The 23,319-nt window shown below is 39.4% G+C and carries 24 protein-coding genes; 14 read left to right on the top strand and 10 right to left on the bottom strand.

Annotated features, from left to right (window positions below; genetic code table 11):
* Window positions 1–28: 28 nt before the first annotated feature.
* The 4 genes from Gferi_RS08890 to Gferi_RS08905 all read right to left on the bottom strand — a co-directional run bounded on the left by Gferi_RS08890 (window position 29) and on the right by Gferi_RS08905 (window position 4,983).
* Complete coding sequence (locus Gferi_RS08890) at window positions 29–1,516, bottom strand: M1 family metallopeptidase (protein ID WP_069975645.1); 1,488 nt, start codon at window positions 1,514–1,516, stop codon at window positions 29–31.
* Between the two features lie 88 nt (window positions 1,517–1,604).
* Window positions 1,605–1,865 (bottom strand): YkuS family protein, encoded by a 261-nt coding sequence (locus Gferi_RS08895; protein ID WP_069975647.1) that lies wholly within the window; start codon window positions 1,863–1,865, stop codon window positions 1,605–1,607.
* A gap of 319 nt (window positions 1,866–2,184) precedes the next feature.
* Window positions 2,185–4,494 (bottom strand): RNA polymerase recycling motor HelD, encoded by a 2,310-nt coding sequence (helD, locus tag Gferi_RS08900; RefSeq protein ID WP_069975649.1) that lies wholly within the window; start codon window positions 4,492–4,494, stop codon window positions 2,185–2,187.
* Window positions 4,495–4,740: 246 nt separating this feature from the next.
* Window positions 4,741–4,983 carry a hypothetical protein gene (locus Gferi_RS08905; RefSeq protein ID WP_069975651.1) on the bottom strand — a complete coding sequence of 81 codons (243 nt, stop codon included), beginning with the start codon at window positions 4,981–4,983 and terminating at the stop codon, window positions 4,741–4,743.
* A gap of 229 nt (window positions 4,984–5,212) precedes the next feature.
* On the opposite strand from Gferi_RS08905, the gene Gferi_RS08910 reads away from it, so the two are divergent.
* Window positions 5,213–5,854 carry an NUDIX hydrolase gene (locus tag Gferi_RS08910; protein ID WP_069975653.1) on the top strand — a complete coding sequence of 214 codons (642 nt, stop codon included), beginning with the start codon at window positions 5,213–5,215 and terminating at the stop codon, window positions 5,852–5,854.
* Between the two features lie 52 nt (window positions 5,855–5,906).
* On the top strand, window positions 5,907–6,857 hold the full coding sequence (locus Gferi_RS08915; protein WP_069975655.1) for an aldo/keto reductase: 951 nt from the start codon (window positions 5,907–5,909) through the stop codon (window positions 6,855–6,857).
* A gap of 189 nt (window positions 6,858–7,046) precedes the next feature.
* Here Gferi_RS08915 and Gferi_RS08920 read toward each other — a convergent pair whose 3' ends face one another.
* The 5 genes from Gferi_RS08920 to Gferi_RS08940 all read right to left on the bottom strand — a co-directional run bounded on the left by Gferi_RS08920 (window position 7,047) and on the right by Gferi_RS08940 (window position 15,069).
* Entirely contained in the window at window positions 7,047–9,446 is a 2,400-nt protein-coding gene (locus Gferi_RS08920; protein ID WP_207645810.1) for a homocysteine S-methyltransferase family protein, read from the bottom strand.
* A 35-nt stretch (window positions 9,447–9,481) separates the two neighbouring features.
* On the bottom strand, window positions 9,482–10,099 hold the full coding sequence (locus tag Gferi_RS08925; RefSeq protein WP_069975659.1) for a 5' nucleotidase, NT5C type: 618 nt from the start codon (window positions 10,097–10,099) through the stop codon (window positions 9,482–9,484).
* A gap of 91 nt (window positions 10,100–10,190) precedes the next feature.
* Window positions 10,191–12,962, bottom strand: coding sequence for an AAA family ATPase (locus Gferi_RS08930; RefSeq protein ID WP_069975661.1), 2,772 nt, complete (start codon window positions 12,960–12,962; stop codon window positions 10,191–10,193).
* Window positions 12,959–14,089, bottom strand: coding sequence for a metallophosphoesterase family protein (locus Gferi_RS08935; protein ID WP_069975664.1), 1,131 nt, complete (start codon window positions 14,087–14,089; stop codon window positions 12,959–12,961). The genes Gferi_RS08930 and Gferi_RS08935 overlap by 4 nt, the downstream gene beginning before the upstream one ends.
* A 137-nt stretch (window positions 14,090–14,226) precedes the next feature.
* Entirely contained in the window at window positions 14,227–15,069 is an 843-nt protein-coding gene (locus Gferi_RS08940; RefSeq protein WP_069975665.1) for a CvfB family protein, read from the bottom strand.
* A gap of 304 nt (window positions 15,070–15,373) precedes the next feature.
* On the opposite strand from Gferi_RS08940, the gene Gferi_RS08945 reads away from it, so the two are divergent.
* On the top strand, window positions 15,374–15,988 hold the full coding sequence (locus Gferi_RS08945) for a deoxynucleoside kinase (RefSeq protein WP_069975667.1): 615 nt from the start codon (window positions 15,374–15,376) through the stop codon (window positions 15,986–15,988).
* Between the two features lie 59 nt (window positions 15,989–16,047).
* On the opposite strand, the gene Gferi_RS08950 is transcribed toward Gferi_RS08945, so the two are convergent.
* On the bottom strand, window positions 16,048–16,377 hold the full coding sequence (locus tag Gferi_RS08950) for a DUF4870 domain-containing protein (RefSeq protein WP_069975669.1): 330 nt from the start codon (window positions 16,375–16,377) through the stop codon (window positions 16,048–16,050).
* Between the two features lie 193 nt (window positions 16,378–16,570).
* Here Gferi_RS08950 and Gferi_RS08955 point away from each other — a divergent pair, with 193 nt between their 5' ends.
* From Gferi_RS08955 to Gferi_RS09000, 11 genes are all read left to right on the top strand, one after another.
* A complete protein-coding gene (locus Gferi_RS08955) occupies window positions 16,571–17,965 on the top strand; it encodes an MATE family efflux transporter (RefSeq protein WP_083273463.1) in 1,395 nt (464 codons plus the stop codon).
* 127 nt (window positions 17,966–18,092) lie between these two features.
* Window positions 18,093–18,257, top strand: coding sequence for a hypothetical protein (locus Gferi_RS28050; RefSeq protein WP_156782353.1), 165 nt, complete (start codon window positions 18,093–18,095; stop codon window positions 18,255–18,257).
* 11 nt (window positions 18,258–18,268) lie between these two features.
* Window positions 18,269–18,493: a hypothetical protein gene (locus Gferi_RS08960; RefSeq protein ID WP_069975671.1), complete on the top strand. Its 225-nt coding sequence runs from the start codon at window positions 18,269–18,271 to the stop codon at window positions 18,491–18,493.
* Between the two features lie 315 nt (window positions 18,494–18,808).
* Window positions 18,809–19,303 carry a Na+/H+ antiporter subunit E gene (locus Gferi_RS08965; protein WP_069975673.1) on the top strand — a complete coding sequence of 165 codons (495 nt, stop codon included), beginning with the start codon at window positions 18,809–18,811 and terminating at the stop codon, window positions 19,301–19,303.
* A 44-nt stretch (window positions 19,304–19,347) separates the two neighbouring features.
* A complete protein-coding gene (locus tag Gferi_RS08970) occupies window positions 19,348–19,611 on the top strand; it encodes a monovalent cation/H+ antiporter complex subunit F (RefSeq protein ID WP_069975675.1) in 264 nt (87 codons plus the stop codon).
* Window positions 19,608–19,898, top strand: coding sequence for a cation:proton antiporter (locus Gferi_RS08975; protein ID WP_069975676.1), 291 nt, complete (start codon window positions 19,608–19,610; stop codon window positions 19,896–19,898). The genes Gferi_RS08970 and Gferi_RS08975 overlap by 4 nt, the downstream gene beginning before the upstream one ends.
* Complete coding sequence (locus tag Gferi_RS08980) at window positions 19,895–20,443, top strand: hydrogenase subunit MbhD domain-containing protein (protein ID WP_069975682.1); 549 nt, start codon at window positions 19,895–19,897, stop codon at window positions 20,441–20,443. The genes Gferi_RS08975 and Gferi_RS08980 overlap by 4 nt, the downstream gene beginning before the upstream one ends.
* Window positions 20,436–20,696, top strand: coding sequence for a hypothetical protein (locus tag Gferi_RS08985; protein WP_069975684.1), 261 nt, complete (start codon window positions 20,436–20,438; stop codon window positions 20,694–20,696). Before Gferi_RS08980 ends, Gferi_RS08985 begins: the two co-directional genes overlap by 8 nt.
* The gene (locus Gferi_RS08990) at window positions 20,697–21,107 is read left to right on the top strand and encodes an MnhB domain-containing protein (protein WP_069975686.1); all 411 of its coding nucleotides are present in this window, start codon (window positions 20,697–20,699) and stop codon (window positions 21,105–21,107) included. It abuts the gene before it with no gap.
* Window positions 21,100–21,426, top strand: coding sequence for a sodium:proton antiporter (locus tag Gferi_RS08995; protein ID WP_069975688.1), 327 nt, complete (start codon window positions 21,100–21,102; stop codon window positions 21,424–21,426). The genes Gferi_RS08990 and Gferi_RS08995 overlap by 8 nt, the downstream gene beginning before the upstream one ends.
* 7 nt (window positions 21,427–21,433) lie before the next feature.
* A complete protein-coding gene (locus tag Gferi_RS09000) occupies window positions 21,434–23,029 on the top strand; it encodes a complex I subunit 5 family protein (protein ID WP_069975690.1) in 1,596 nt (531 codons plus the stop codon).
* The last annotated feature ends 290 nt before the right edge of the window (window positions 23,030–23,319 follow it).

Here is a 23,319-nt window from a genome sequence, read left to right on the forward strand (position 1 = left end):
AAAGCTTTGGCTCTTTAGCCAAGGCTTTTTATTGGTTATTGAAATAACTATTAAAAATTGCCACCGCCGGCTCTCCGCCATGTTGACGGCACAGCTCTCTAAAACCCTCTCTGGTTACAATCTTATTTTGATATTGTTGGTATAGGCTTTTTAAAAATCCATCATAACGGTCCTTGCCCATAGCCTGATAGATCTCATAATGCATCAGAGCAGCTCTTCGATAGTTCACACGATAGTAATGACTCCATGAAGTATAAATACTTAAATCTTCTCCCAATGCAATATTGGCCCACCCTTCCAGTGCTTTTTTCAGCTGTATTTTTTCCTTTTGATAAAAAACTTCCAATTCCTTTTCCTGAAGCTCGTATCCCTTTTGAATGAAAGTCGTTAATCCCTCGTCAAACCACGCATCCTTCAATTGATTGTTTCCTAAAATGCCGTAAAACCATTGATGCCCCGTCTCATGGAGGATCGTAGCACTTCCTTTCGTGAACTCTTGCAGGTTCTGGGTGCTAATCATAATCAGACAGGGGTATTCCATACCTCCTGTCATAAATTCTGTTTCCACCACATCAAAATCTTTATAAGGGTAGGGTCCAATTCTTCGCCCATAATAATCCATAATTTTTTCCAGCTCTTTCAAATAAGCTTCTGCAGCCTTTTGATCTAAGCTATAGCTATAGAGTTTCAGAGAAATATCATCCTCCGTTTTATGTATATACTCTCTATAGTTCCTGCTAATTGCAAGGGCCATATCTCTTATATTATTCCCTTCTATAATCGTTAATTTGTTGTCTTCCAACATTTCAGCCCTCTCCATGCCTGAGCCTACAACCGTATATTCAGGGGGTGTTGTGATCTGCAGCCGATAGTCTGCTGTTTGCGTATAAAAGGGGTCCCCTGCAGGAAGATAATTGGATACGATCCAACCCTCTTCTTGATAGATTCCAAGTGTAGGAATCCAATTGCCCAACCATAGCGCTTTATCATTTCCCCCGGTTCTGTGGGAAATTTTAGGTACTTGTATCTCAATATCCAAGGAAACACGCAAAACCCTGTCAGATTTCTGCACCTGTGATACATCAAGCCATAACAGTTCATCCTCTATTTCAAAAGAAATATCTTTTCCTTCTATTGCTACAGCCTTTATATCAATAAATCCTTGGCTGTCTCCTCTTGCAAAAATGCGATTCCTCATCTCGGGGAAATAAAAATGACCCTTCTTTCCATTTTTGTAGGCATTCATCCATAATTGCAGAGGCAATCGATCTCCCATTTTCATATTTTCTATCCGAATTTCCTGTTTGCCTGTTAGCTTCCGACTTTTCTCGTCAAAGGTCAGTTTCAGATCATAAGTAACTTTCTCTTCTTTGTTTTCAAGCCGGGTTTGTTCCGTTACAGTTTCTATATCTGACTTCTCCAGTGTTTGATTTTCCAGAGCGTTTTCTTCACAACCCGTAAATAAAATACTCCATAACATTAAAGCGCCTATCACTCCGATTATACTTTTTTTCATTTTCTTATCCCACCAGTACATAGATATAGGAGTTGAGAATGCATCTCTCAACTCCTTTTATCATAACACATCTGTAATCTTGAATAAACTAGTGTCTACGTCCTCGGGTCATCTTTTGATAGACTTCTCCCGGCGTTAATCCGGCTGCTTCAATCACTGGTACATTAACTTTTAGATTTCTATCCACATTGCCGCTATTCAGGTCTGTCACAACAATGGCATCATACTCGTCTGTAACAATATCCTCTACCGTATCATCCTTATACATCGTTCTTACATCGTAGCCATGATCTGCTAAATACCTTCTGACATCCTCCAAAGTATTTTCAACAACAACTTTTCTATTCATAAGCATCCCTCCAAATATTTTTTCATGTTTATTATCTGTATCTTTATCCTTTTTATGTTTGCTTTTAAATGAATCATAAAAAAACGCTGGTTGAAATATTAGTGTCTTGTACTACCGATTGCTGTGGTCATTACATCCCTTTCCCTGTGGCTCTATGACAATCTACCGGATATGGTCCAATGGGCCCGTGATAACTATCCCTATTATGCAATCCCCTTTCAAACCACCGTCTCATTTCTTCTGCCTTGCATCTCTCTATGGAAAAAAATGAAAAAAAGAAGGCAAAGAAGCAGCGAACAGCACTCCTTTTGCCGTATATTTAGACAGTCACATACCCTTTTACTGCTTTCAAAACCGGACTTGTTTCTCCATAGTTATATAGGTATAAACGATGCAGAGCTCTGGTAATACCGATATAGAACAGCTTTATATCAATAGGGTTCATGGTATAAGATTCTTCCGCCGCGTTCCAAAGAATAACTCCGTCAAACTCTAGCCCTTTTGATAAATAGGAAGGAATCACTACGGTACCTCCCTGAAAATCGGTTGCTTGGTCTGTAATCAAATGCAGATCTTCTAACTTTTCTTTTAATGTATTGTATGCTTTTCCCGTCTCTTCTAAATCCTTACATATGATTGCTATAGAATTCATTCCCTCACCATGAAGGGTTTTGATTCCTACAAATACTTTTTCTATCATTTCAGCTTCACTACTGCATTGAATCCATTTTGGCCTTTCTCCGTGTCTTAAAATAGGCTCTGCCAGTACAGCCTTTAGATCACTGCAAAGCTTGATCACTGCATTGGCCAATTCTATGATTTCTATCGTAGAACGGTAACTGGTAGTCAGCAGATGATAATTATATTCTTTGTCAGGAAATACTCTTTCCATACTCCGTTTCCAGTCTCGAATGCCTCTGTAGGAATAGATTCCCTGTGCCAAATCCCCTACAAAGGTAAAAGAATCATTCATAGAAAACTCCCGTAGAATGCTCATCTTAAATTCGTCAAAATCTTGGGCTTCATCCACTACAATATGTGCATATTTCTTTTTATCTTCGTGGGGAGAGAGTCGGATTTGAAGGTATGCAAGTGGACCCAGGTCCTCCGGTTGCAACATTCCCTTCTTTAATCTTTCTGCTTCCCTATGGCAGAGTACTTCGATTTCCTCCTCGCCGATTTTACTGCCAAAGGCCTTTCGCATCTCATCCGGTTCTTCGAATAGACTGCAATAGAAGGTTATGGGAGCCACACTTTTAACTTTTACCATATAAGTGTCGACTAAATCCGTAAGTTTCTGCTGAACCGATGCAATTTTTTTGTCTCGTTCATCATAATATTCAATTATCTTTGGCCGGATTTCATCAATATTTTGTGTCCCTCCTTTTAAATTTTCTATTTTTTCCTGGTAAAAGTTTTCTATTTGCTGGCGGATTTCCGGCAGTTCCCGCTTAAATTTCCGTTTCAGATAGTCTTGCAGTTTCTTGATCCGTTCATCTATAGACAGATGGACATTACTGGTATTAAAAACTTCCTGAAGAGTTCCATACCCCATCAGGGGAATTCCTTCAAAGGAGAGATCTTCCTTTGGCAGCAGGTTTTCTTGCAGCTTCAACAGCCTGTGGTCTATAACCCGCTTAAAGAGTAAGGACCCTTTGATCTTAGATGCTAGCTTAATTTTTTCCTGAACCTCCGCAGCTTTACCCGTGAGCTGATTGATCGGATCGCTCCATCGTTCTAAATCAATGGTTAGCCCTGTTAACTTCATCGCCCAGTCTTCAAAGGTAGTCTGCATTACATTCTCCACACCCAGATCCGGAAGAATATCTGAAATATAGTTCAAAAAGAGCTTATTGGGTGCCATGACCATATATCGGGCTTCTTCCATATTTCTTCGGTTATTATAGATGAGGTAGGCCATTCTATGCAGGGCAATTGTGGTTTTTCCGCTTCCGGCTACTCCCTGTACTACCAGTGGCTTTATCATCTCGCTTCGTATAATTCTATTCTGCTGATCTTGTATCGTGGCTACAATCTCCTTTAATCTTCCCTGGGTTGTTTTGTTTAAGGCTTCTGTCAGAAAATCGCCTTTTCCCTTTAAACTCTCTTCAATGATCTCTTCTGACACCTTTTCATCGAAAATTTGTTCTAATTGTCCTTCATGAATTTCATATCGCCGTTTCACGTGCATGATGCCCCGCACCTCTCCATAGGGTGCACGGTAGCTCACATTTTTGCTGAGGCCGCTATAGTACACGTCGGCTATAGGCGCCCGCCAATCTACTACAACAGGTATATCTTGCTCCTTATCCATTAGCCCAAATTTGCCGATATAGATTTCCTCAATCTCATCTCGATTTCGTTCCTGAAAGTCGATTCTTCCAAAGTAGGGGCCCCCTTCTATCTTCTTTAAGTTCTCCACATTTTTTGCTGCGATTTGATGAAGCTGCTGTTTTGCTATGAGTCTTTCATCCATCAATGTGGTCACTGTTTTTCGGATTTCTGCAATTTCACCTTTTAGAATTTCTTCGTAATCTTGAAGAAATGCTTCCTCCTCCTCAATCCATTGAATCGTTTCACGTAAATGGATATCTTCCTCTTCAAATTTGGGATGCACCTTCGCTTCCATACAAACTTACCTCCCTACCGATCAAATGTAAGACTATTGTACCCAACAGATATTGATTTTGCAAAAATCTCCTGCAAGCATCCTGTACCTTTTTATAATCCCCAGTATCCACCTCTACCTTTTTCTCCGTTTATTGAATTTTTTCTTGCCTAATTCCCATTTTTTTGATATACTATGACTGTTAAGTGTAAGTTTTTTTCAGCACATTTTAAAGGACAGTTCCCTTGTGAACTGTCCTTTTCTATTCTATGCCTGCATATGATTTACTTTAATACCGTCTAATGCTTCTAGGCTGTCTGCCATTCCCCTGATTCTTCCCATATCTCCCCGAAGATTCAAGGTTATCAGCCCATGGTCCACTTCCCCGGGATCGTGTATGCCAAATCTTCCAATAATGATATCGCCGTTTTTTGTCAGAATTTCCTGCATCTTCGGAGCTGAATCCGTTCTATGATCTACTCGTATACTCATAACACTCAAATTGTCCATCCAAATTCCTCCTTTTAAAATCTCTCCTGCTATTTTGAACAAAACCATCTAAAACTATGCATGGAATAAAAGAAAGATCCTTGGTCGTATATCTATACTTCTTTCTATACATAAAGTATACTATACTAATATTATAATGAATTGTATATGTTCAAGTTCATGTTCATACATAACATGAACTTGAACTTTATAGATTCCATCATTTAATGGATTAGACGGAGGTGATTTCATGAAAACTTCTTATTTAAAAGCAATTACACAGCATCGTCAAGCAAAACCAGAAGGTGACTATAAAGGCTTTTCCATTTTGGTTCCCCTTCTTCAGGTTCAGAATGAACTTCATCTTTTATTTGAAGTACGCTCTGAAAACTTAAAGACCCAACCTGGAGAGATTTGCTTTCCCGGCGGAAGAATAGAGATGAACGAATCTCCGGAGCAATGTGCACTGCGTGAAACTGCTGAGGAATTGGGGTTGGCTGAGGCGGCCATTGAGTTGTTTGGACCTTTAGATTATATTGTGACACCCTATAATTTGATTCTATATCCCTATTTGGGTACACTGCCAACAATAAACCCGCAAGACTTTCCCATTAATCCTGATGAAGTTGCAGCGCTTTTTACAGTTCCTTTAAGCTTTTTTATAGAAAATCCACCCTTAGAGCATCCTATACATGTAAAAACCGAAGTAGATGAAGATTTCCCCTTTGATAAAATTCAAAATGGTCGAAACTATAACTGGAAAATGGGCAGCTATCCTGTTCTCTTTTATGAATATGGTGAACACATCATCTGGGGAATGACCGCCCGCATCGTAAAAAATCTGGTAGAGATTATTCAATCCAAAAATGGAGAAAATGGCAGGATAATTTAGTTTTATTTCGAATACCTAAATAGAATCATAAAGCAATCAGGAGGTTAAGCAAATGAAAAAAAGCTTTTTAGGAAAAACAAACATAGAAGTAACAGAGCTCTGTTTTGGAGTACTTCCCATAGGTCCGCTGCAGAAAAATGTTCCTGTGGAGGAGGCCTCAGAAATCTTAGCCGATGCATTAAGAAAAGGTATCAACTTTTTTGATACAGCACAAATGTATAAGACCTACGCCCCGATACGACTGGCCATGGAAAAAACAGGTATCCGTCCAGTCATTGCTTCTAAATCCGTAGCAACGACCTATGAAGATATGGAAGCTGCTATTGAAGAAGCATTAAAAGAACTAAATATATCCTATATTGATATTTTCCACCTCCATGCAGCCAGAGCCAATACAGATGTTTTTGAAGCTCGGAAGGGTGCCTTTCAGTGTCTGCTGGATTATAAAGCAAAAGGAATCATTAAAGCAGTGGGAATAGCCACCCATAATGTAAAGGTAGCCCACCTAGTCGCTGATCGGGAAGATATTGACATTCTTTTTCCCCTCATAAACAAAACCGGTCGTGGTGTTCTAGAAGGTACAGTGCAGGATATGCTCCAAGCCATTTCTCTGAACGCAGAAAAAGGAAAAGGAATTTATCTGATGAAGGTCCTTGGTGGAGGCACGCTGATCAATGACTTTCATGAGTGCATGGAATTCGCCAGAACGATCCAAGGCATTTCTGCCATTGCCCTGGGAATTGTCAGTCATGAAGAAGTAGAGTATAATACACGTTATTTCAACAATGAAAAAGATTTAGAAGGAATCCTTACCATTCGCAATATTAAAAACCCGCAGGTAATGCAATTTATGTGTATTTCCTGCAGACGCTGCAAGGATGTCTGTCACAATGATGCCATTGATTTTGACGAAGCAGGAAAAGCCTTTATCCTATTAGACAAGTGTATGCAGTGCGGTTACTGCATGACTGCCTGTCCTCAGTTCTGTATCCGTATGGTATAGAAAAGGCTGCTGTGTTAAACACAGCAGCCCAAGCTGTTGATAAAGTTGTGCTTTCATAGAAACCCCTCATAAGCTTTCGATTCGCGACTTGACGAAGGTCACTTTTTTCAATTATTCCATCCGGTAAAAGCGGCCTTGTCACGGAGCAGGGAGGCTCTTGTGAGGGGTTTCTCAACAAACTCAGCCTTCTTACTTGCTTATAATTTCTTTTGCAATCTTTACGGCCTCTACTGCATCCTCTGCATATTCGGCTCCAATAGACGCTGCATAAGCCTTCGTCACCACAGCCCCACCTACCATTACCGGGATATTGAGCCCTTTACTTCGTAATTCTTCCACGACTACTTTCATCTCCTGCATGGTGGTGGTCATCAATGCACTCAGTCCAATAATATCAGGTTTTTCTGCTATCGCCTTTTGGATAATAATTTCTGCAGGCACATCCTTGCCTAGATCCACTACCCGGAAGCCATGATTCTGGAGCATAATCGATACGATGTTTTTTCCTATATCATGTATATCTCCCTTTACAGTGGCGATCAGATAGGTACCGGTTTTTTCATAGCTCTCCTGTTCAAGGTCATCTTTTAAGCAGCTGAATGCTTTCTGTGCTGCCTCTGCCGCCATCAACAGCTGCGGTAAAAAGTAAGTCTGCTTTTCGTACCCTTCTCCTACTTCCTCCAGTGCCTTTACTACTTGGCCCTGAATGATATCCATGGCAGATAGGCCTTGCTGCTTCATCATTTCAATCAAATCGGAAACTCTTTCCCGCTCTCCCCGTTTGATTGTTTCCAATAAGTTTTCTTTCTCTGCGCTTTGGATATGCATAATGCCATCCTTCGCTTCCTTCTTAGCCGCCCATTGAATGTACTCCTGTGCATTCTGATCTCTTCCTGTCAGCACATCCGCACTGTGGAGAACCGCCCAGATTTTTTCTTCGTAGGGATTAATAATCGGTATATCCAAGCCTGCCTCTAAAGCCATGGCCAAATAGGTTGCGGTCAAATCTCTTCGATTAGGCAGTCCATGGGAGATATTGCTGACCCCCAATATGGTTCTTACGCCCAGCTCTGTCTTAACCTTGCGAAGTGCTTTCAATGTATCCGGTACCCATTTTTGCTGGGCTCCTGCAGTAAGGGTAAGGGTATCGATAAAAATATCCTCCCGTGGAATTCCTGCCGCTAAAGCTCTGGTTACAATTTTCTCAGCAATTTGAAATCTCTTCTCTGCAGTGTCAGGAATGCCCTGCTGATCCAATGTTAATCCCAGCAAGGCAGCACCGTACCTCTTTGCCAGTGCAATGACCTTATCCAGAGAGGCATCTTCTCCGCTGGTAGAGTTTAATAGCGGTTTTCCCCTATAAATCTTTAAAGCAGCTTCCATCACTTCAAAGTTAACGGTATCGATAGACAGCGGTGCATCTACGGCCCGTTGTACAGCCATTATGGCATTTAACATCGCCATTTCTTCACTGATCATCCCATCACGGATTCCCATATTTACATCAATGATTTGAGCTCCGGCCTTTACCTGACTTTTAGCTTCCTTTGCTATAACATGAAAATTATCATTTTGAACGGCTTCCATTAAGTGTTTTTTCCCTGTTAGGTTGATGCATTCTCCTATAAGATTGTACGGCAATGTTTCATGGATCAATACGGTTTTAGTACCACTGGACAATTTTGAAAAAGCAATAGGCTCTCTGGAAGTTGGCGTCTCTCCTGCAAGGCTTTTTGCTATAGCCTGCATGTGAAGCGGTGTAGTCCCACAGCAGCCCCCAATGATATTTACTCCCGCTGCAACCAATGCTTTACTGTAGGCTGACATCGCCTCAGGAGACAAGTCAAATAAGGTTTCTCCATTGACGAGCTTAGGCAGCCCTGCATTGGGCTGGACGATTAGAGGCTTACTCGTCACCTTATTCATTCTATCCAAAATGTCGATCATAAGATCCGGTCCAAAGCTGCAGTTGGCGCCTAATACTGCTACGTCCAGTGCTTCAAGGATTGTAGCGGCAGTCTCCGGATCTGTTCCTGTCAAGGTTCTCATATCTTTTTGAAATGTCATTGTACAAATCACCGGTACATCGCCTGCATCCTTTGCTGCAATCACGGCAATTTTTGCTTCTTGAATATCTGACATAGTTTCAATATTGATTAGATCCACACCACCCTGAATTAATGCCAGTGCCTGTTCATAAAAAGCATGATAAGCCTCCTCATAAGATAAGGGTCCCAGAGGCGCCATCAGTTTTCCGATAGGTCCGATATCTCCAGCCACCAAGCAGTCTTCACCCGCTGCCATTCTAGCAATCGCTGCACCTTTTTGATTGATTGGAGCTACTTGGTCTGCAAGACCATACAAGGACAGTTTGATCCGATTGGCTCCAAAAGTATTGGTCTGAATGATTTTGCATCCAGCCTCTACATACTGTCTGTGGATTTGATAAATCGCCTCTTCCCTGTTTAAGTTAAAAGCCTCTGGGCATTCTCCGGTCTTTAGTCCGCTTTGCTGCAGCATGGTTCCCATGGCACCATCAAAAACCAGTATTTCTTTTTCCAGTCTTTTATAAAACTCTTGTTTTTTCACGATATCACCTGCTCTCGAAGTATTCATTTCTATTTCTAACCGACTTCAGCGGAAGTCAATCCTTGCTCCTCTTGAATGATCTCAAGAAACTCCTTTAAAGAATTTACCCTCATTATCCCTTGCATTTCTTGATTGTAGGGCTGATTTTGCAAGTAAATATTAATCCCGCCTTCAAGCAATTCTTTAACAAAAACGGGGGAATCATCAATGGCATAATTGATATCCAGACCCTTGCAAACCTTAACTTTATCTCTTCTCGGGATTACGCTGATTCCACGGCACACATGGGTTTCTAACCAGTTTTGACATTGAAGAATTACGGGTTTACCCGGAGTTTGCGGCCTTGCGGTAATTGCAAAAAATTCATAGTGGGGATCCTCCACCATTTCACGAAGGGTCTGTAATTCTTCCTCTTTTACAATGGGTTCTAATTTTTCCCAAAGATCCTCTGTCTGCAGTATTCGTTCCCACACCTCCCGCGTCATTTCTTTCGTCAAGCCTATACCTGCTTCAGCGTAATTCCAGTGATTAACACTGGGTATAAGTGGTGTTTGAAACATTTCATGGGCTGCCTCCAAAAAGAACTTTGTAAAATTTGACAGCACCCCATCGATATCCAGCATAATTCTGATGGGCTTTTTTTCTTTAAACATTGGTATCCTCCTATTTTCGATCTACAACTCCAGCGAATCTTCATCTTTATTTTCTAATTGATTATCTGGCTGGCACAACAGACTCGTAAATCTACAGATATATAAAATTTACATCCGGATATTTTTCCAGCAGGTCTATTTCTCTTTTCTGACAAGTAAATAAAATTACCTGATGCTGCTTTGCATAGTCATAGAGGTATTCTAATACTGCCTTTAACCGTTCCTCATCATATTGTACAAAAGCATCGTCCAGAAATATGGGTACCACTGATTCTTTGCCAAAAATCATTTCCGCAATGCCTAATCGTAGGGCAAAATAAATCTGATCCCAGGTTCCATTGCTAAAGTAGTCTATATCCTTGATTTTATCTTCCATAGGATCGGAAACCTTGATTTGATAATCTTCAGATATTTTTATTTCACGATACTTGCCATCAGTGATCTTTTCCAGGATTTCTCCTACAGTTTTATTAAACCGAGGTCCAAAACTTCTTTGTATTTCTTTGAATGCTTGCTCCATAACTTCCTTACCAATATCAAGTGAACTAGCGACCTCTTCATAATAGCCAATTTGTTGGCGGACATTTTCCAACTCTTCTTCAATACTGGTAATCGTACGAACGCCCTGAATCCTGCTTTGAATACCAAATTCCAAGTCCTTTATGCGCTTTTCCATAACAATCAACTGTTGGGTGCTCTCTTTTAAAGCAATTTCCAATATTTCCTCAGTTTCTCCCGTTTGCACCTCTGACAACGCTTCAGCAGCAGCCAGTTCTGCTCCCATTTGCTCAGCATTACGTCCTTTTAATAGTGCATTATAGGTATTTTTGATAGCTTCTAATGCAGTTTTTTCTTCATTTCGCTGTGCTAACTGGTTTGAAATCTCTTCTATGATCTGTTCATAAGTTTCAGACAGACCTACTGCCTTCCCAGCTAGGATAAGCGGTTCTTCTATTCCTGCACATATGCTCTTTAATTCTTCCTGGATATGATGCATCTGCTTTAAAGTTTCGTCTAGCTTATATTCCAGACTTTCTTTATCTAGGATTAGCTTCCTGTGTTGTTTTAAACCCTGCTTAAATGCTTCATAATCTGTGCAGTTACAGTTATTAAAAACTTCTTTAATAAAGTTCTCACACTTTACCAGCTTTTCTGTTAGTTCATTGGTTGCAAGAGCCTCTAATTGTTTTTTCTTTTCTGCAACTTTTACATTGAGAATCTCAATATTTTCTCTTTTTTCAGTATATCGAAGCATTCCACTACGGAACTCTTGGAGGTTTGCAACACCAAAACGAGCATATATTTTCTGAAGTTCTTGAAGATTATCCTCTAATTCTTTGTGCAATGCCTTTGTATCTCCAAAAACTGAAATTTCCATTTCAAGCTTTTTTACTTCACCGGTAAGCTTCTTTCTTTTAGCCAATCCTAATATACACAAGATTAGCCCTACAGCAGAAAATCCGTAAAGAAAGCTGTTGATAAACCATCCTGCTGCAGCTCCGCCAGCAGTTAGCAATACCCCCGCTAACAACAACACCATCATATTCTTCTTTTTGTCCTGCAACATATCCTGTTTTAGCATCAGGTGATCCCGTCGGGTGTCTCCGGCAATCTTGTCTTTTAACTCCTTTACGCGATCCTCTCTATCGTAAATCTCTATTTCCAAATTCGGTGGTACCTCTTCAAAACGCAAAGTCCTTCCCAAGCTGATCTTTTCATTTAAAAGCTGCCCTTCCAACAATTTCTTCTCTTCTGTTAATGCTTCTATCTCTATTTTTTTTTGTTCTAGGATTTGCTTTTCCTGGAGGTGCTCAAAAAGTCTTAATTCAATATCTTCCTCTAAACCATCATACCCATGCAGTTCTTCAATCAGGGTCTTTTGTTCCTGCAGCTGTGAATGAAGCTCCTGTTGTTGTTCTTCCAAGGTAGATAAACTTTTCTGTAAGTCTTGCTGCAGATAAATTTTTTCCCTTACATCCGCAACCCAGTTTGCATCTATTCGGTAGTCCTCATGGGCCAAGGCTTCTTCTAAAGCTGCTATATGCTGAACCTTCTCTTGAATTTGCCTTTCATATCCACAGAGATCTTCATATTCTTCCTTTAATATGGCGAGCTTCGCTGCTTTCTTTTTGTTATCCAGGCGCGAAATCTGCTTTAGTAGAATTTCTTTTTCTTCCTGAAGACGGTTGAACTGGATCTGTTCCTCGATACATTCCGTATGCAGGCTTTTTGCATATACCAACTCCTGTCGCAAACGATCCTGGTCTCCCTTCAGTTTATCCAGTCTTCCGGTCTTTCTTGCACTCTGCAGACTCTTTCCTGCACGCTGCAATGCATCCATTGCTTTATGATAAGATAAGCTTTCATCTCCTGTCTGATGGAGATTGCTAATCCGTTTCATGATTTCATCTTCTTTATCCCGAGCCACTTCACTCCCTAACTGTCGAATGAAAATTGTCTTTTCAAAGGCCTCTTCTCCTATGCCAAAGAAGGCTGTCCCTGGTTTTTCACTATCAATATGAACTGCTTCTTCTCCAGTAATAGCGTCAATGACTAATCGATCATCTTTTTTCTTTTTTTCCCAAAAGCTCCTTTTAACAATATACTCCTGTTTATGGGCATCCATCCAATAAAGTTCTCCAGAGGCAGCATCTCCGCTCCAAGGCAAGTAGCGTTTTCTATCATTTATGCGAATATCCTTTTTTCCGGAACCCATGCCATAGAACATAGCCTTTATGAAAGCCTGCAAAGTGCTTTTTCCGGCTTCATTTTCACCGTAAATGAGATTAAGGCCCTCTTGAAAATTGATTTCTTTATCCTTTAGCTTTCCAAATCTTCCTACTTTTACTTTTTTGATGATCATTCCAGGGTCACCTCTCCATCTCTTAAAGCCCTTAGGCCAGCTTTCAAAGCAAATTCTAATTTTTTCTTTTCTTCTAAACTTGCAGCTTTACTCATTTTCTCCTGCATGGTTCGAACAAAGACACCCTTCAATGAAAAGCTGTCCGATAACTCCCCATAATCCACATACGCTTCTGTATCATCCACGAGCTTAAGAAAATAGAAGCGATCTTCTAATTTTTCTGCAATAACAGCAGAGTGGAGCACAAATCCCTCTGACAATTCGCCTTGCAAGACTAGTTTATACAGATTTCTCCTACGGTCCGGGTCGTTTATTTGATCGTTTATTTTCTCTACAATCTCCTCATAGGTAGCAGCACCTTGAATGTTGATGACTTGTTCATAATATTTTCGTTTGCAAATTTCACGAAAATTTAGGTTGCAATAATCTTTGCTGATTTCACCCAATACAATTCCCTTTGCTCCTAGTTCGTCAAAGCCTCTCCCCTCGGGATTCCCACTGTAGCTCCAATAGGTGCTGCCAGTTTTATTTATTCCTGAAAAAGAATGGCGGTGTCCCAGGGCCAAATAATCCAGCTGGCTTTTCTCAATGCGCTCTATTGAAATCGGATTATAATCGCTGTCTTGTTCTCCGGAAACAACGTCCCCATGTAAAACCATAATATTGATGCAACAAGGATTTTCTAATTGCAGGTCTTCCAGCAGGGGCTTTTTTTCATGGTTCTTAGAAAATCCAATACCATATACATAAGTGTCTAACTCAGGAATCCGCACACCTTCTAGTTTTGATGTAAAAATATGGACGTTAGCAGGCCATTGAATCAATCGGTAGTAGGATTTGTATGTATAGGGATCATGATTGCCTGGGCTGATAAAAATCCTAACCTGTGGAATCTCTTCCAGCTTTTTTATGATATATTCTAAGGTGGTTTTCATCACCTTTTCACTGTCAAAAAAATCTCCACTAATGAGCAGCAGATCTACCGCTTCTTCCTTTGCGATAGACACAATACGCCCAAAGGTCTCCCGCAAATCCTCTTTTCGTTTCTCTGCTTCTGCTGTGGTTAGTCCAAAAAATGGCGTATCAAAATGAAAATCCCCACAGTGAAGAACTTTTATTTTTTGCATCCTTCCACCTCCAATGAATCTTGTCCTAAGACGCTGTACCATATATTATCTAAATATATCAATTTTATCATATTCAAGGGCTTGTTGACGAGGAAATTCATAATTGTAAATAAAAAGAAAATAGACTGTTGTCCAGTCTATTCCTCTTTTTGCTGTATACCGGTTTCGGTTATAACAATCTTATTTTCTTTCAACAGCTTTCCCACGGCTCTTTTGAAAGCTGCCTTACTCATATTCAGATGGTATTTAATTTGCCCTGGTTCGCTCTTGTCATGGAGAGGTAAGAATCCACCTTTTTTAAGCAATGCTTCATAGACCTTTTCGCTGTCTCCTTCCATCTGTTTGTAGGCAGCTTTTCGAAGGGACAAGTCTAGTTTACCGTCTTCCCGGATTTCTTTGATTCTAACATTCACTTGGTCTCCATTACGCAGGTCCTCAAAGTATTCCTTCTGGGGGATCATCCCCTTATATTTGTTTTCTACGGCTATGAAAGCGCCTATATCTTTTACAATGCTGTAGACCGTTCCGTTTACCCAATCCCCCTTTTTGAAAGGGCTATCGGTGGATAAATCCTTATCGATATCGGTAGTAGCACAAATTCTGCCGCTTTTATCAATATACAGCTTTACTAGATAGCTTCTTCCTACCTGCACCTTATGTTTTTGCTCTTGAAAAGGCAAAAATACATCCTTTTCCAGCCCCCAATCCATAAATGCACCGATCTGCGTTGTCTGCACTACTTTTAACATCGCCAACTCTCCCACCTGCGCCAGCGGTCGTTTCCTTGTGGCAATCAATCGATCCTTTGAATCTCTATAGATGAAAACCTCTAGTGTATCACCTTCTTTGATATCCTCTGTTAACTGATTGTTGGGCAGCAAGATATTATCCTTCGGATTTCCCGTTTCTGCATCTAAATAAGCCCCAATTGCAGTTATTCCTGCTACTTTCAATACATTGTATTTCCCTACTTCAATCATTTGCTCTCTTCACCTCTATAATTTCTGATATTCTTATTTTCTCCTGAAGCAAGTCCTTTCATCACTGCTTTCTGCAATTTATTTCATTGTATCATATACACTCGCTTCATCCTATTGATTTATGATAAAGCGAATATTTCTTTTGATTTTAGAAACGCATTGCCGCAAATATCTCATAAAGATCGGATAACCCCTGCAACCCTATTTACCCTTGGGACAACTTATCGTATACTAGAATAAAGCCGCTGCTGCGGCTTATACATTAATTGTCAAAATATCGAATAAATATTAAAGGAGAGCGGGGATGAACAAAGTGATTTGTATTGATGGTGTTGTAGGCAGTGGTAAGACAACCTTGGCAGAATTACTGGAAAAGAAATTGAATCTAAAACTTTACAATGAACTAGCCAATCAGGATACAGAAATTTTACTCGATAAATTTTATCGAGACCGTCATCGCTGGGCCTTTACTATGCAAATCCATTTTCTAAATGAACGCTTTCGCATGATTAAAGAGGTTCATAAAAATAGAGGCGGATTACTGGATCGTTCCATTTTTGGAGATAAAATTTTTGCCAGTATGCTTCATGAGGATGGCTACATGAGCCGGGAAGAATTTTTAACCTATTCTACATTATTAGACAATATGCTGGAGCATACACAGCCGCCTCTGCTGATGATCTATTTGAAGTGTTCTGTGGATAAGGCTGTTGAGAATATACAAAAAAGGGGTCGTGCCTATGAATTGATTGTACCCCGCATCTATTGGGAACGACCAAATGAAAAGTATACCCAATGGCATAAGGAATATCAGCTATCCCCCCTCTTAGCAATCGATGTGGATCACCTTGACATTCTATTGCAGCAGGATCTTATCCTTGAAATAATAGGGGATCAGATAAAAAAACTGGAGATATAAAAGAATATTTTTTTCACTTAAATATTTACCCCTTTGGACTTTCCAAAGGGGTATTTTCATTAAAAATTATCTCGTATAAACTTCCCTGTAATAGGATAGGAATAGTCTATACCATCACAAACCTTTACAATAGCAATAATTGGTAAAATCAAAGTCCCTAAGGCCAGCGCCATTAACAAAGGAATCCCAATTAATACAATACTTAGAACGGCGAATATTGCTCCCAAAATAATGGCACCAATTTGAAAAGCCAAAGCTTCTTTTGCCTGATTTTTTACGAAGGAATCCCCCGCAAGCAGCATAATAATCAGAGGGGCTAATATCGGGGCTCCAACGACCCAACCCAGATGAGCTACTCCGCATAATAATTTTTGCTCTGTGGTTAGCATACAGAATCTCTCCTCATTCATCTTTTATTCTTATCTTATTATACTATATATACGAAAAAAAGCAGAAAAAGTATAATAAATCCATAAACCTTTTTAGATTTCTGATGCATGTAGAAAAATTTAAAACCCTATGGTATGATATTTAGAGAGGCTAAATATTTTAAAATACATTACATAAAAGGAAGTTTTCTCTATGAATCCCTTCTCCCCTTTAAAAGAAAAACTTAATATGGTACTATTTACACATCCCATTCGCAAGGATGTCACACGTATCGCCTGGCCAGTCTTGGCCGAAATGTTGTTGGGTTCTCTCTTCAGCATGATTGATATGATGATGTTGGGAAGAATGAAGGACACCGCCGCTGCTGCTGCTTCCGTTGCAGCCGTGGGAATTACAAATCAGCCGCTTTTTATTGGATTGGCCTTAGTACAATCCCTCAATGTAGGCGGAACAGCTATGGTAGCCAGATTCATCGGTTCTAAGCAGCTGCACAAAGTAGAAAATACGGTAAAGCATGTTATTCTCTTAAATCTTGTACTTTTTGCTATTCCCCTTTCCCTGTTAGGTTTCATATTTACGAATCAAATCATGACTTTTATGGGTGCTTATGCGGATACAGTGGAAATCGGCAATCTTTATTTTAAAATTATTATGCTTGGTTTCATCTTTCAAGCCCTCAACTTTTCTTTGGCTGCCTGTCTTAGAGGTGCAGGAGACACACGGCTCCCCATGAAAGTGAATCTGGGCGTTAATTTCCTTAATGTCTTCGGCAATGCCGTATTGATTTATGGCCTCTTTGGCTTTCCACAGCTTGGAATCATCGGTGCAGGCATCTCAACTTCCCTATCTCACCTACTGGCTAGCTTTATTTTGTTTAGCTATATCTTTAAGGGGAAAAGCATCGTGTCTCTTTCCCTTTCGTCTTTCCAGTTCCGAAAAGACACAATGTATAACCTTGCACGGATTGGTATTCCTGCTTCTTTAGAGCAAATTTCCTTGCGTTTGGGCATTGTTCTTTTCGCTAGAATTGTAGCCTCCCTTGGCACCGTTACCTTTGCTGCCCATCAGATTTGCCTAAGCATCCTTGGACTTTCCTTCAATCCCGGGCAGGCCTTCGGTATTGCCGCCTCTGCCTTGGTAGGCCAGAGTCTTGGTGCTGAAAAGCCCTCAAAAGCACAGGAATACGCCCAAGAAACAAGAAAAATAGGTTCCGTAGTATCTTCCTGTATTGCCTTGCTTTTTTTCCTTTTTGGCCCTCAGATTGTAGGCCTGTATACCAGAGATCCTGAAATTATTAGCAGCGCATCTCTGGCCCTGAAGGTTATTGCGTTGGTTCAACCCTTTCAATCTTCTCAGTTAATTCTCGCTGGTGGACTTCGTGGAGCAGGAGATACCTTTTGGCCTCTGGTGGCTACATTTATCGGTGTATTAGGGATTCGGGTCGTATTGTCCTACGTATTTGTAGTCATTTTCGGCTTTGGATTAGTAGGTGCCTGGATGGCAGTATTTCTTGACCAATTGGCCCGTTGGTTTCTCGTTTATACACGATTTCAAACAGGTAAATGGAAATACGTGGCTCTTCGGTAAAGTAGTTCCATCTACATGCTTCCCATTAGGGACATAGGCCTATTTTGCTCATTTCCAATGGTTTCCTATTGCAAATTTTGTGGATTTTTATACAATATAAATATACATTTTTATGGGAGGCTATATCATGAATGAACTTACAAAAGATGAACTGGATTTTTTGTTTCACAAGACAGAAAAGCACTCTGGAAAAAACTGGATCCGCACAATTGTAAAAAATTTCTTTCGCGATTCGATCTTTCCTAAATTCTTTATTGTCCTCATTGTACTAGAATTTATTCGGAATATATAGAGTTCTTAACGATGGAACGTGCAACTCTCATTAAACTGCTCATGACCGATGATCAAGCGGATTTTCAGTTGGTTCCTGAAGCAAAAGATCTTGAATTACCTTTACAGGAACTTCTTCATATGGATAAGAAATTTAAAAAGTTAATTCAACAGCTGCAGATTGAAAATCTGGTTGAGTATAAAAATATGCGGTATCAACTTACAAATATGGGCATATTTATGGCTAAGCTGTTATAATTGTATCTGATGTAGAATACATTTTAATGAGAGAAATCTCATTTTTTTATTTTTATAAAGGATTTTTTCTATTTATGTAAAAATAATATAGTATACCTATCTCACCATACAGGTTCTCTAAGACGTGATCCGTCTTTCTTAGGCAGATTTTTCATCTGTTTAATTTCAACGATCCCTTTATTTGCTCCATTTAACCTTCATCAAGATATGGAAGGGAAAATGTATAAACCCCTAACCCTTTGTATATGCTTATACCTAGTAATAGTTGATCTCCATCTTCCTTCTCTATATATCTCTTGTCATTGGAGGTGAAACATGAACAGACGGAGTTATTTAATCCGACTTATTATTTTATTAAGTATTTTCTGGCTAAGCCTTACCCAGAGCTTTTCACCAATCAATCTCGTGACAGGCTTTGTAGTCGTAATGCTGTCTGCATATTATTACAGTATGTTCAGCAGTGAAAACAAAATAACAGATATTTATCGCATAAATCCTTTGATTGTAATCTACTACTTTTTTTATCTGCTGTATTCTATGTTTAGGGCTTCCTTTGTCATTATCTATCGAATGACGCAAGATCCCCCCTCTCCAGGGATGGTAATCATCCCAACAAAATTAAATGGAGCGCTCTCTATCGCTATATTGTCTATGTCCATTACCTTAACACCCGGAACCATTACTGTAGATTATCAAGAGGGAATGTTACATGTGCTGTGTATGTATTCCAACCAACCCATGGAAATATTAGAACAGGAAGTATTAGGAAACTACGAAGAGATCTTATACCGTATAGAACAAAAGCAGTAAAAGAAGTTTAAGTAATAAACAACTGTTTGAATAGGAGTAAGGATATGAATTTGTTGAATATTACCCTAATGATTGTGATGGCTGCCATTGCCTTCACCTGCATAAAATTTATTCTTGGCGACACGGTTTGGGAAAAATTGCTGGCTCTGAACATCATCTTCTCAAAAATACTCATGTGCATTTTGATCTATGCAGTGTTGCAAAATAACAGTCAATTTATTGATCTTGCCTTATCCTACAGCATAATGGGTTTTATTGGCATTCAATTAATCACTAAATTTATCCTAAGGGGAGGCAGAGAAAAATGATTGTAAATCTTCTATTGATATTGTGTTGGTTTTATATCGGCTGGGGAATCTATGGCCTATACCATTTACCTTCTATCTATTCCCGTTTTTTTGCCGCTGGTTTTATTGACACAATGGCTTTAATCACCCTTATTTTAGCGCTGATCCTGTATAGCGGCTTATCAGATTTTGCTTTTAGGCTGCTGTTGATCTTAGTCTTCGTAATGGTCACCAATCCTATTAGTACACACCTGATTGTACGCTCGGCCTACTTAGGAAAAGTACCATTAAAGGAGGATCCCTCATGACCATTAGTATTTTTTTAGAAATTATCTTAATTGTTTTGGCACTAATCATTCTTCGAACAAAAAATTTATTGAAATCAATTATTTTATTAGGGGTTTTTTCCTTGATCATCTCCTTACTCTATTTCATTTTTCATGCGCCTGATGTGGCACTGGCAGAGGCCGCTATCGGTAGTGCCATTTCTACTTTCTTATTTGTCATTGCCATCGAAAAGCAGAAGGAGTTTCTGGTAATCTCCCATATCCATACAGATTTTCTACATATAGGAGAAGATGGTGCTGCCTCAGGTGATGGTTATCATCTTCTGAAGGAGTTTTGCAACCACCTGGGCTTAAAGCTCAAGGTAGACTTTCGAGAAGGCGGAGACATTAAAGGAATTCTTAGGGACCGAAACATAGACCTCATCATCGATCGGGATGCTAAGAGTAAAAAGTATCTGCTAAAAGCAAAAAAATCCAGCTTAATCACCCAACAGCTGATAAGCATTACTCAAGCCCATAGCCATATACGTGTGATTGCATTGGAGGATCGTGAAACCGATGAGTAAAAAAGTGATTGTTATCTTCATCTTAGCTTTTCTATTATATGCTTTTATCCTTGCACTGGAGGATTTTTCTCCCTTCTCTGGTGTAGATGATGCAAAGACCTATTATCTCTCACGAGGTTTTAATGAAACAGGAGCCTCTAATCTGGTTACAGCCATTTATTTAGATTATAGACTTTATGATTCTATATTTGAGGCATCACTATTATTGGCCACCTCAGCAGGGATTCTCTTTTTGGCCAGAAAGGAGCTGTAAATGAAAGAATCAAGAATTGTGCAAACTGTTTTTCGCATGTTGTTTCCTTTCATCATTCTCTTTGGTTTGTATATTATTTTTAATGGAGCTGTATCTCCCGGTGGCGGATTTCAAGGGGGAGCTGTGCTTGCTACCGCTTTGCTGGGTGTATATCTCATCACAGATTTAGAACCTAAAGATCTTCAGCGTTTTGTAGTACTGGAAAAATTTGTTTTTATCCTTCTCGTACTGGTTTCTTGTATGAGTATTTTTACAAGAGGTTTCCCTTTTACAAATTTTGCTTCCATAGATGCATCCATTTCTACTAAAAGGATTTTTCTTGCCTTGCTCAATATATTGATCGGTATTAAGGTCGCCTTAGGCTTTGCAATTATCTTTTCAACCTTTTATGAGGAGGGAAAAAATGATTAATCAAATTTTATGCTTTATCTTACTGCTCATCGCCCTCTATGGTCTGTGCACACAAAAAAATATTATTAAATCTATTATTTTTCTCAATATTGCAGAGGTTTCAGTAATTTTATTAATATTGAGTTTTTCAAGCACCCCTGGTAAGGAGATTCCTATTTTACCCGGTGATATTGCTAATATGGTAGATCCTCTTCCGCAAGCACTGATGATCACTACAATTGTAGTGGGTTTAACCATTACAGCTTTGGCTTTGATGCTGGCCATAAAGCTCTTTCACTACTATGGCACTTTAAATTGGAATGAAATATTAGAAAGGTAAGATTTATATGAACCTAATCCCAATACTCTTTATTTTTCTTCCTTTTTTATCGGGAATTATCATTTTTGTATTCCACAATAAAATCTTGAACTATATGGCTTTGATCATACAATTCTGTCTTGCTGCAATGCTTTTTTTCTATTATCCGCTTGTGGATATCGGTAAAACACACCAGATAGTTTTGGGAGGCTGGCCTGCCCATATCGGAATTACCTTAGCCAATGATAAGATTTCCTTGGCATTTATTACCCTGGGCATTATGATGTGGAGCATTTGTCTCATTTACGACTGGAACTACCGAAAAACAGATGCTTCCTTTTTATTCTTTCTCTTGCTGCTAGAAGGGATCTTTTTTGGTATTATTCAAAGCAGAGACTTGTATACCTTGTTCTTATTCATTGAAATCAGTACCATTCTCTCAACGGTCTTGGTTGCCTACAAAAAAGATGGTTTCTCCCTGCGTGCTGCACTTTATTACCTGCTCTTTAACTCTGTGAGCATGATCCTTTTCTTACTTGGTGCCTTTATGTTATATAATTTAGCAGGAACCCTAAACATCGACTTGATTGCAGAGCGAACAGCAGGCCTTCGGAATCATTTCTCTTTTCACCTTTCTATAATCTTTATTTTAACCGCAGCCGGTGTTAAATCTGCTTTTTTTCCTGTATATAACTGGCTTCCTAAAGCTCATGGTGCTGCCCCTGCTTCTATTTCTGCCCTATTGTCCGGTCTTTTGGTCAAAAGTGGGGTTTATGTTTTCTTTCGGATAAATCAGACATTTCAGTTAACAGACTACTATCTTTTTTTCCTGATAATCGGCTTTATTACAGCTTTGAGTGGTGTCCTTTTTGCCATCAGCCAAAAGGATATCAAGCAAATCTTAGCATTTCATTCGGTTTCCCAGGTGGGGCTCATTATCATGGGGTTAAGTTATTTAGATACTGAATACTATTATGGCGGTTTAATTCATTTGATCAATCATGCTTTTTTCAAAGCCCTTCTCTTTCTAGGAGCCGGTGTGATTATTAACAAGTATAACGAACGTAATGTAACGCAAATTCGCGGTGTTTTGGCCCATTGTCCAGCGGTTTCAACTTTGATGATTATTGCCATGCTCTCCATTACAGGTGTCCCTTTTCTCAATGGCTATATTGGCAAATCTCTCATTGCCTATGGCCTAACCGATAAAGGAGTTTTTTCTTTTTTAATTTATATTGTAAATATTGGAACTGCTACATCCTTTATCAAAATGTCTCAAATATTTTTCGGTAAGCAAAAGCGAAGTGAAGGACGAGACTTTCATAATGTCTTTGCTATGTCTATATTGGCATTTTTGTGTATGTTTTTTGGTATTTTTTATGTGAACATTTTCTCTTTCCTCTTTGAACTGGATCTGTCTTATATCACACTTTTTCAACTTGAAAAGTGGATACTTTATTTTGCTGTACTGTTTCTAGGTTATTTATCAAACCTGCATTTTGTTCAAAAAGAATCTGCTTTCTTAAATCAGTTGCGCCATTTCAATCTTTCTTTTGAAAGCACGAATATTCTGTTCATCAGTTTTATCAGTATTCTATTATTGTGGCAGATGTATGTGCATTAGCACTAGATGCATATAAAATAAGACGGGGTTTTCCAATAATTTTTTGGAAAACCCCGTCACTTGTTATAAGGACCGTATTGTATATTTCCATATTCAGTTTTGATCAGACGGGTCTTCGCAATAGGACATTCCTCCGTATTCTAGCAGCGCATTCTTTTTTTCTCCAGTAAATTAAATTCATTCATTAGATCCTTGATGCGTTGGTCTACTTTGCAAATCTGTACTTGCAATCTATACCATCCTTATAACAATCTATATCAACCTCCCGCTGGAGGAGAATTGATATACTT

This window comes from Geosporobacter ferrireducens (assembly GCF_001750685.1).
Lineage (GTDB): Bacteria > Bacillota > Clostridia > Peptostreptococcales > Thermotaleaceae > Geosporobacter > Geosporobacter ferrireducens.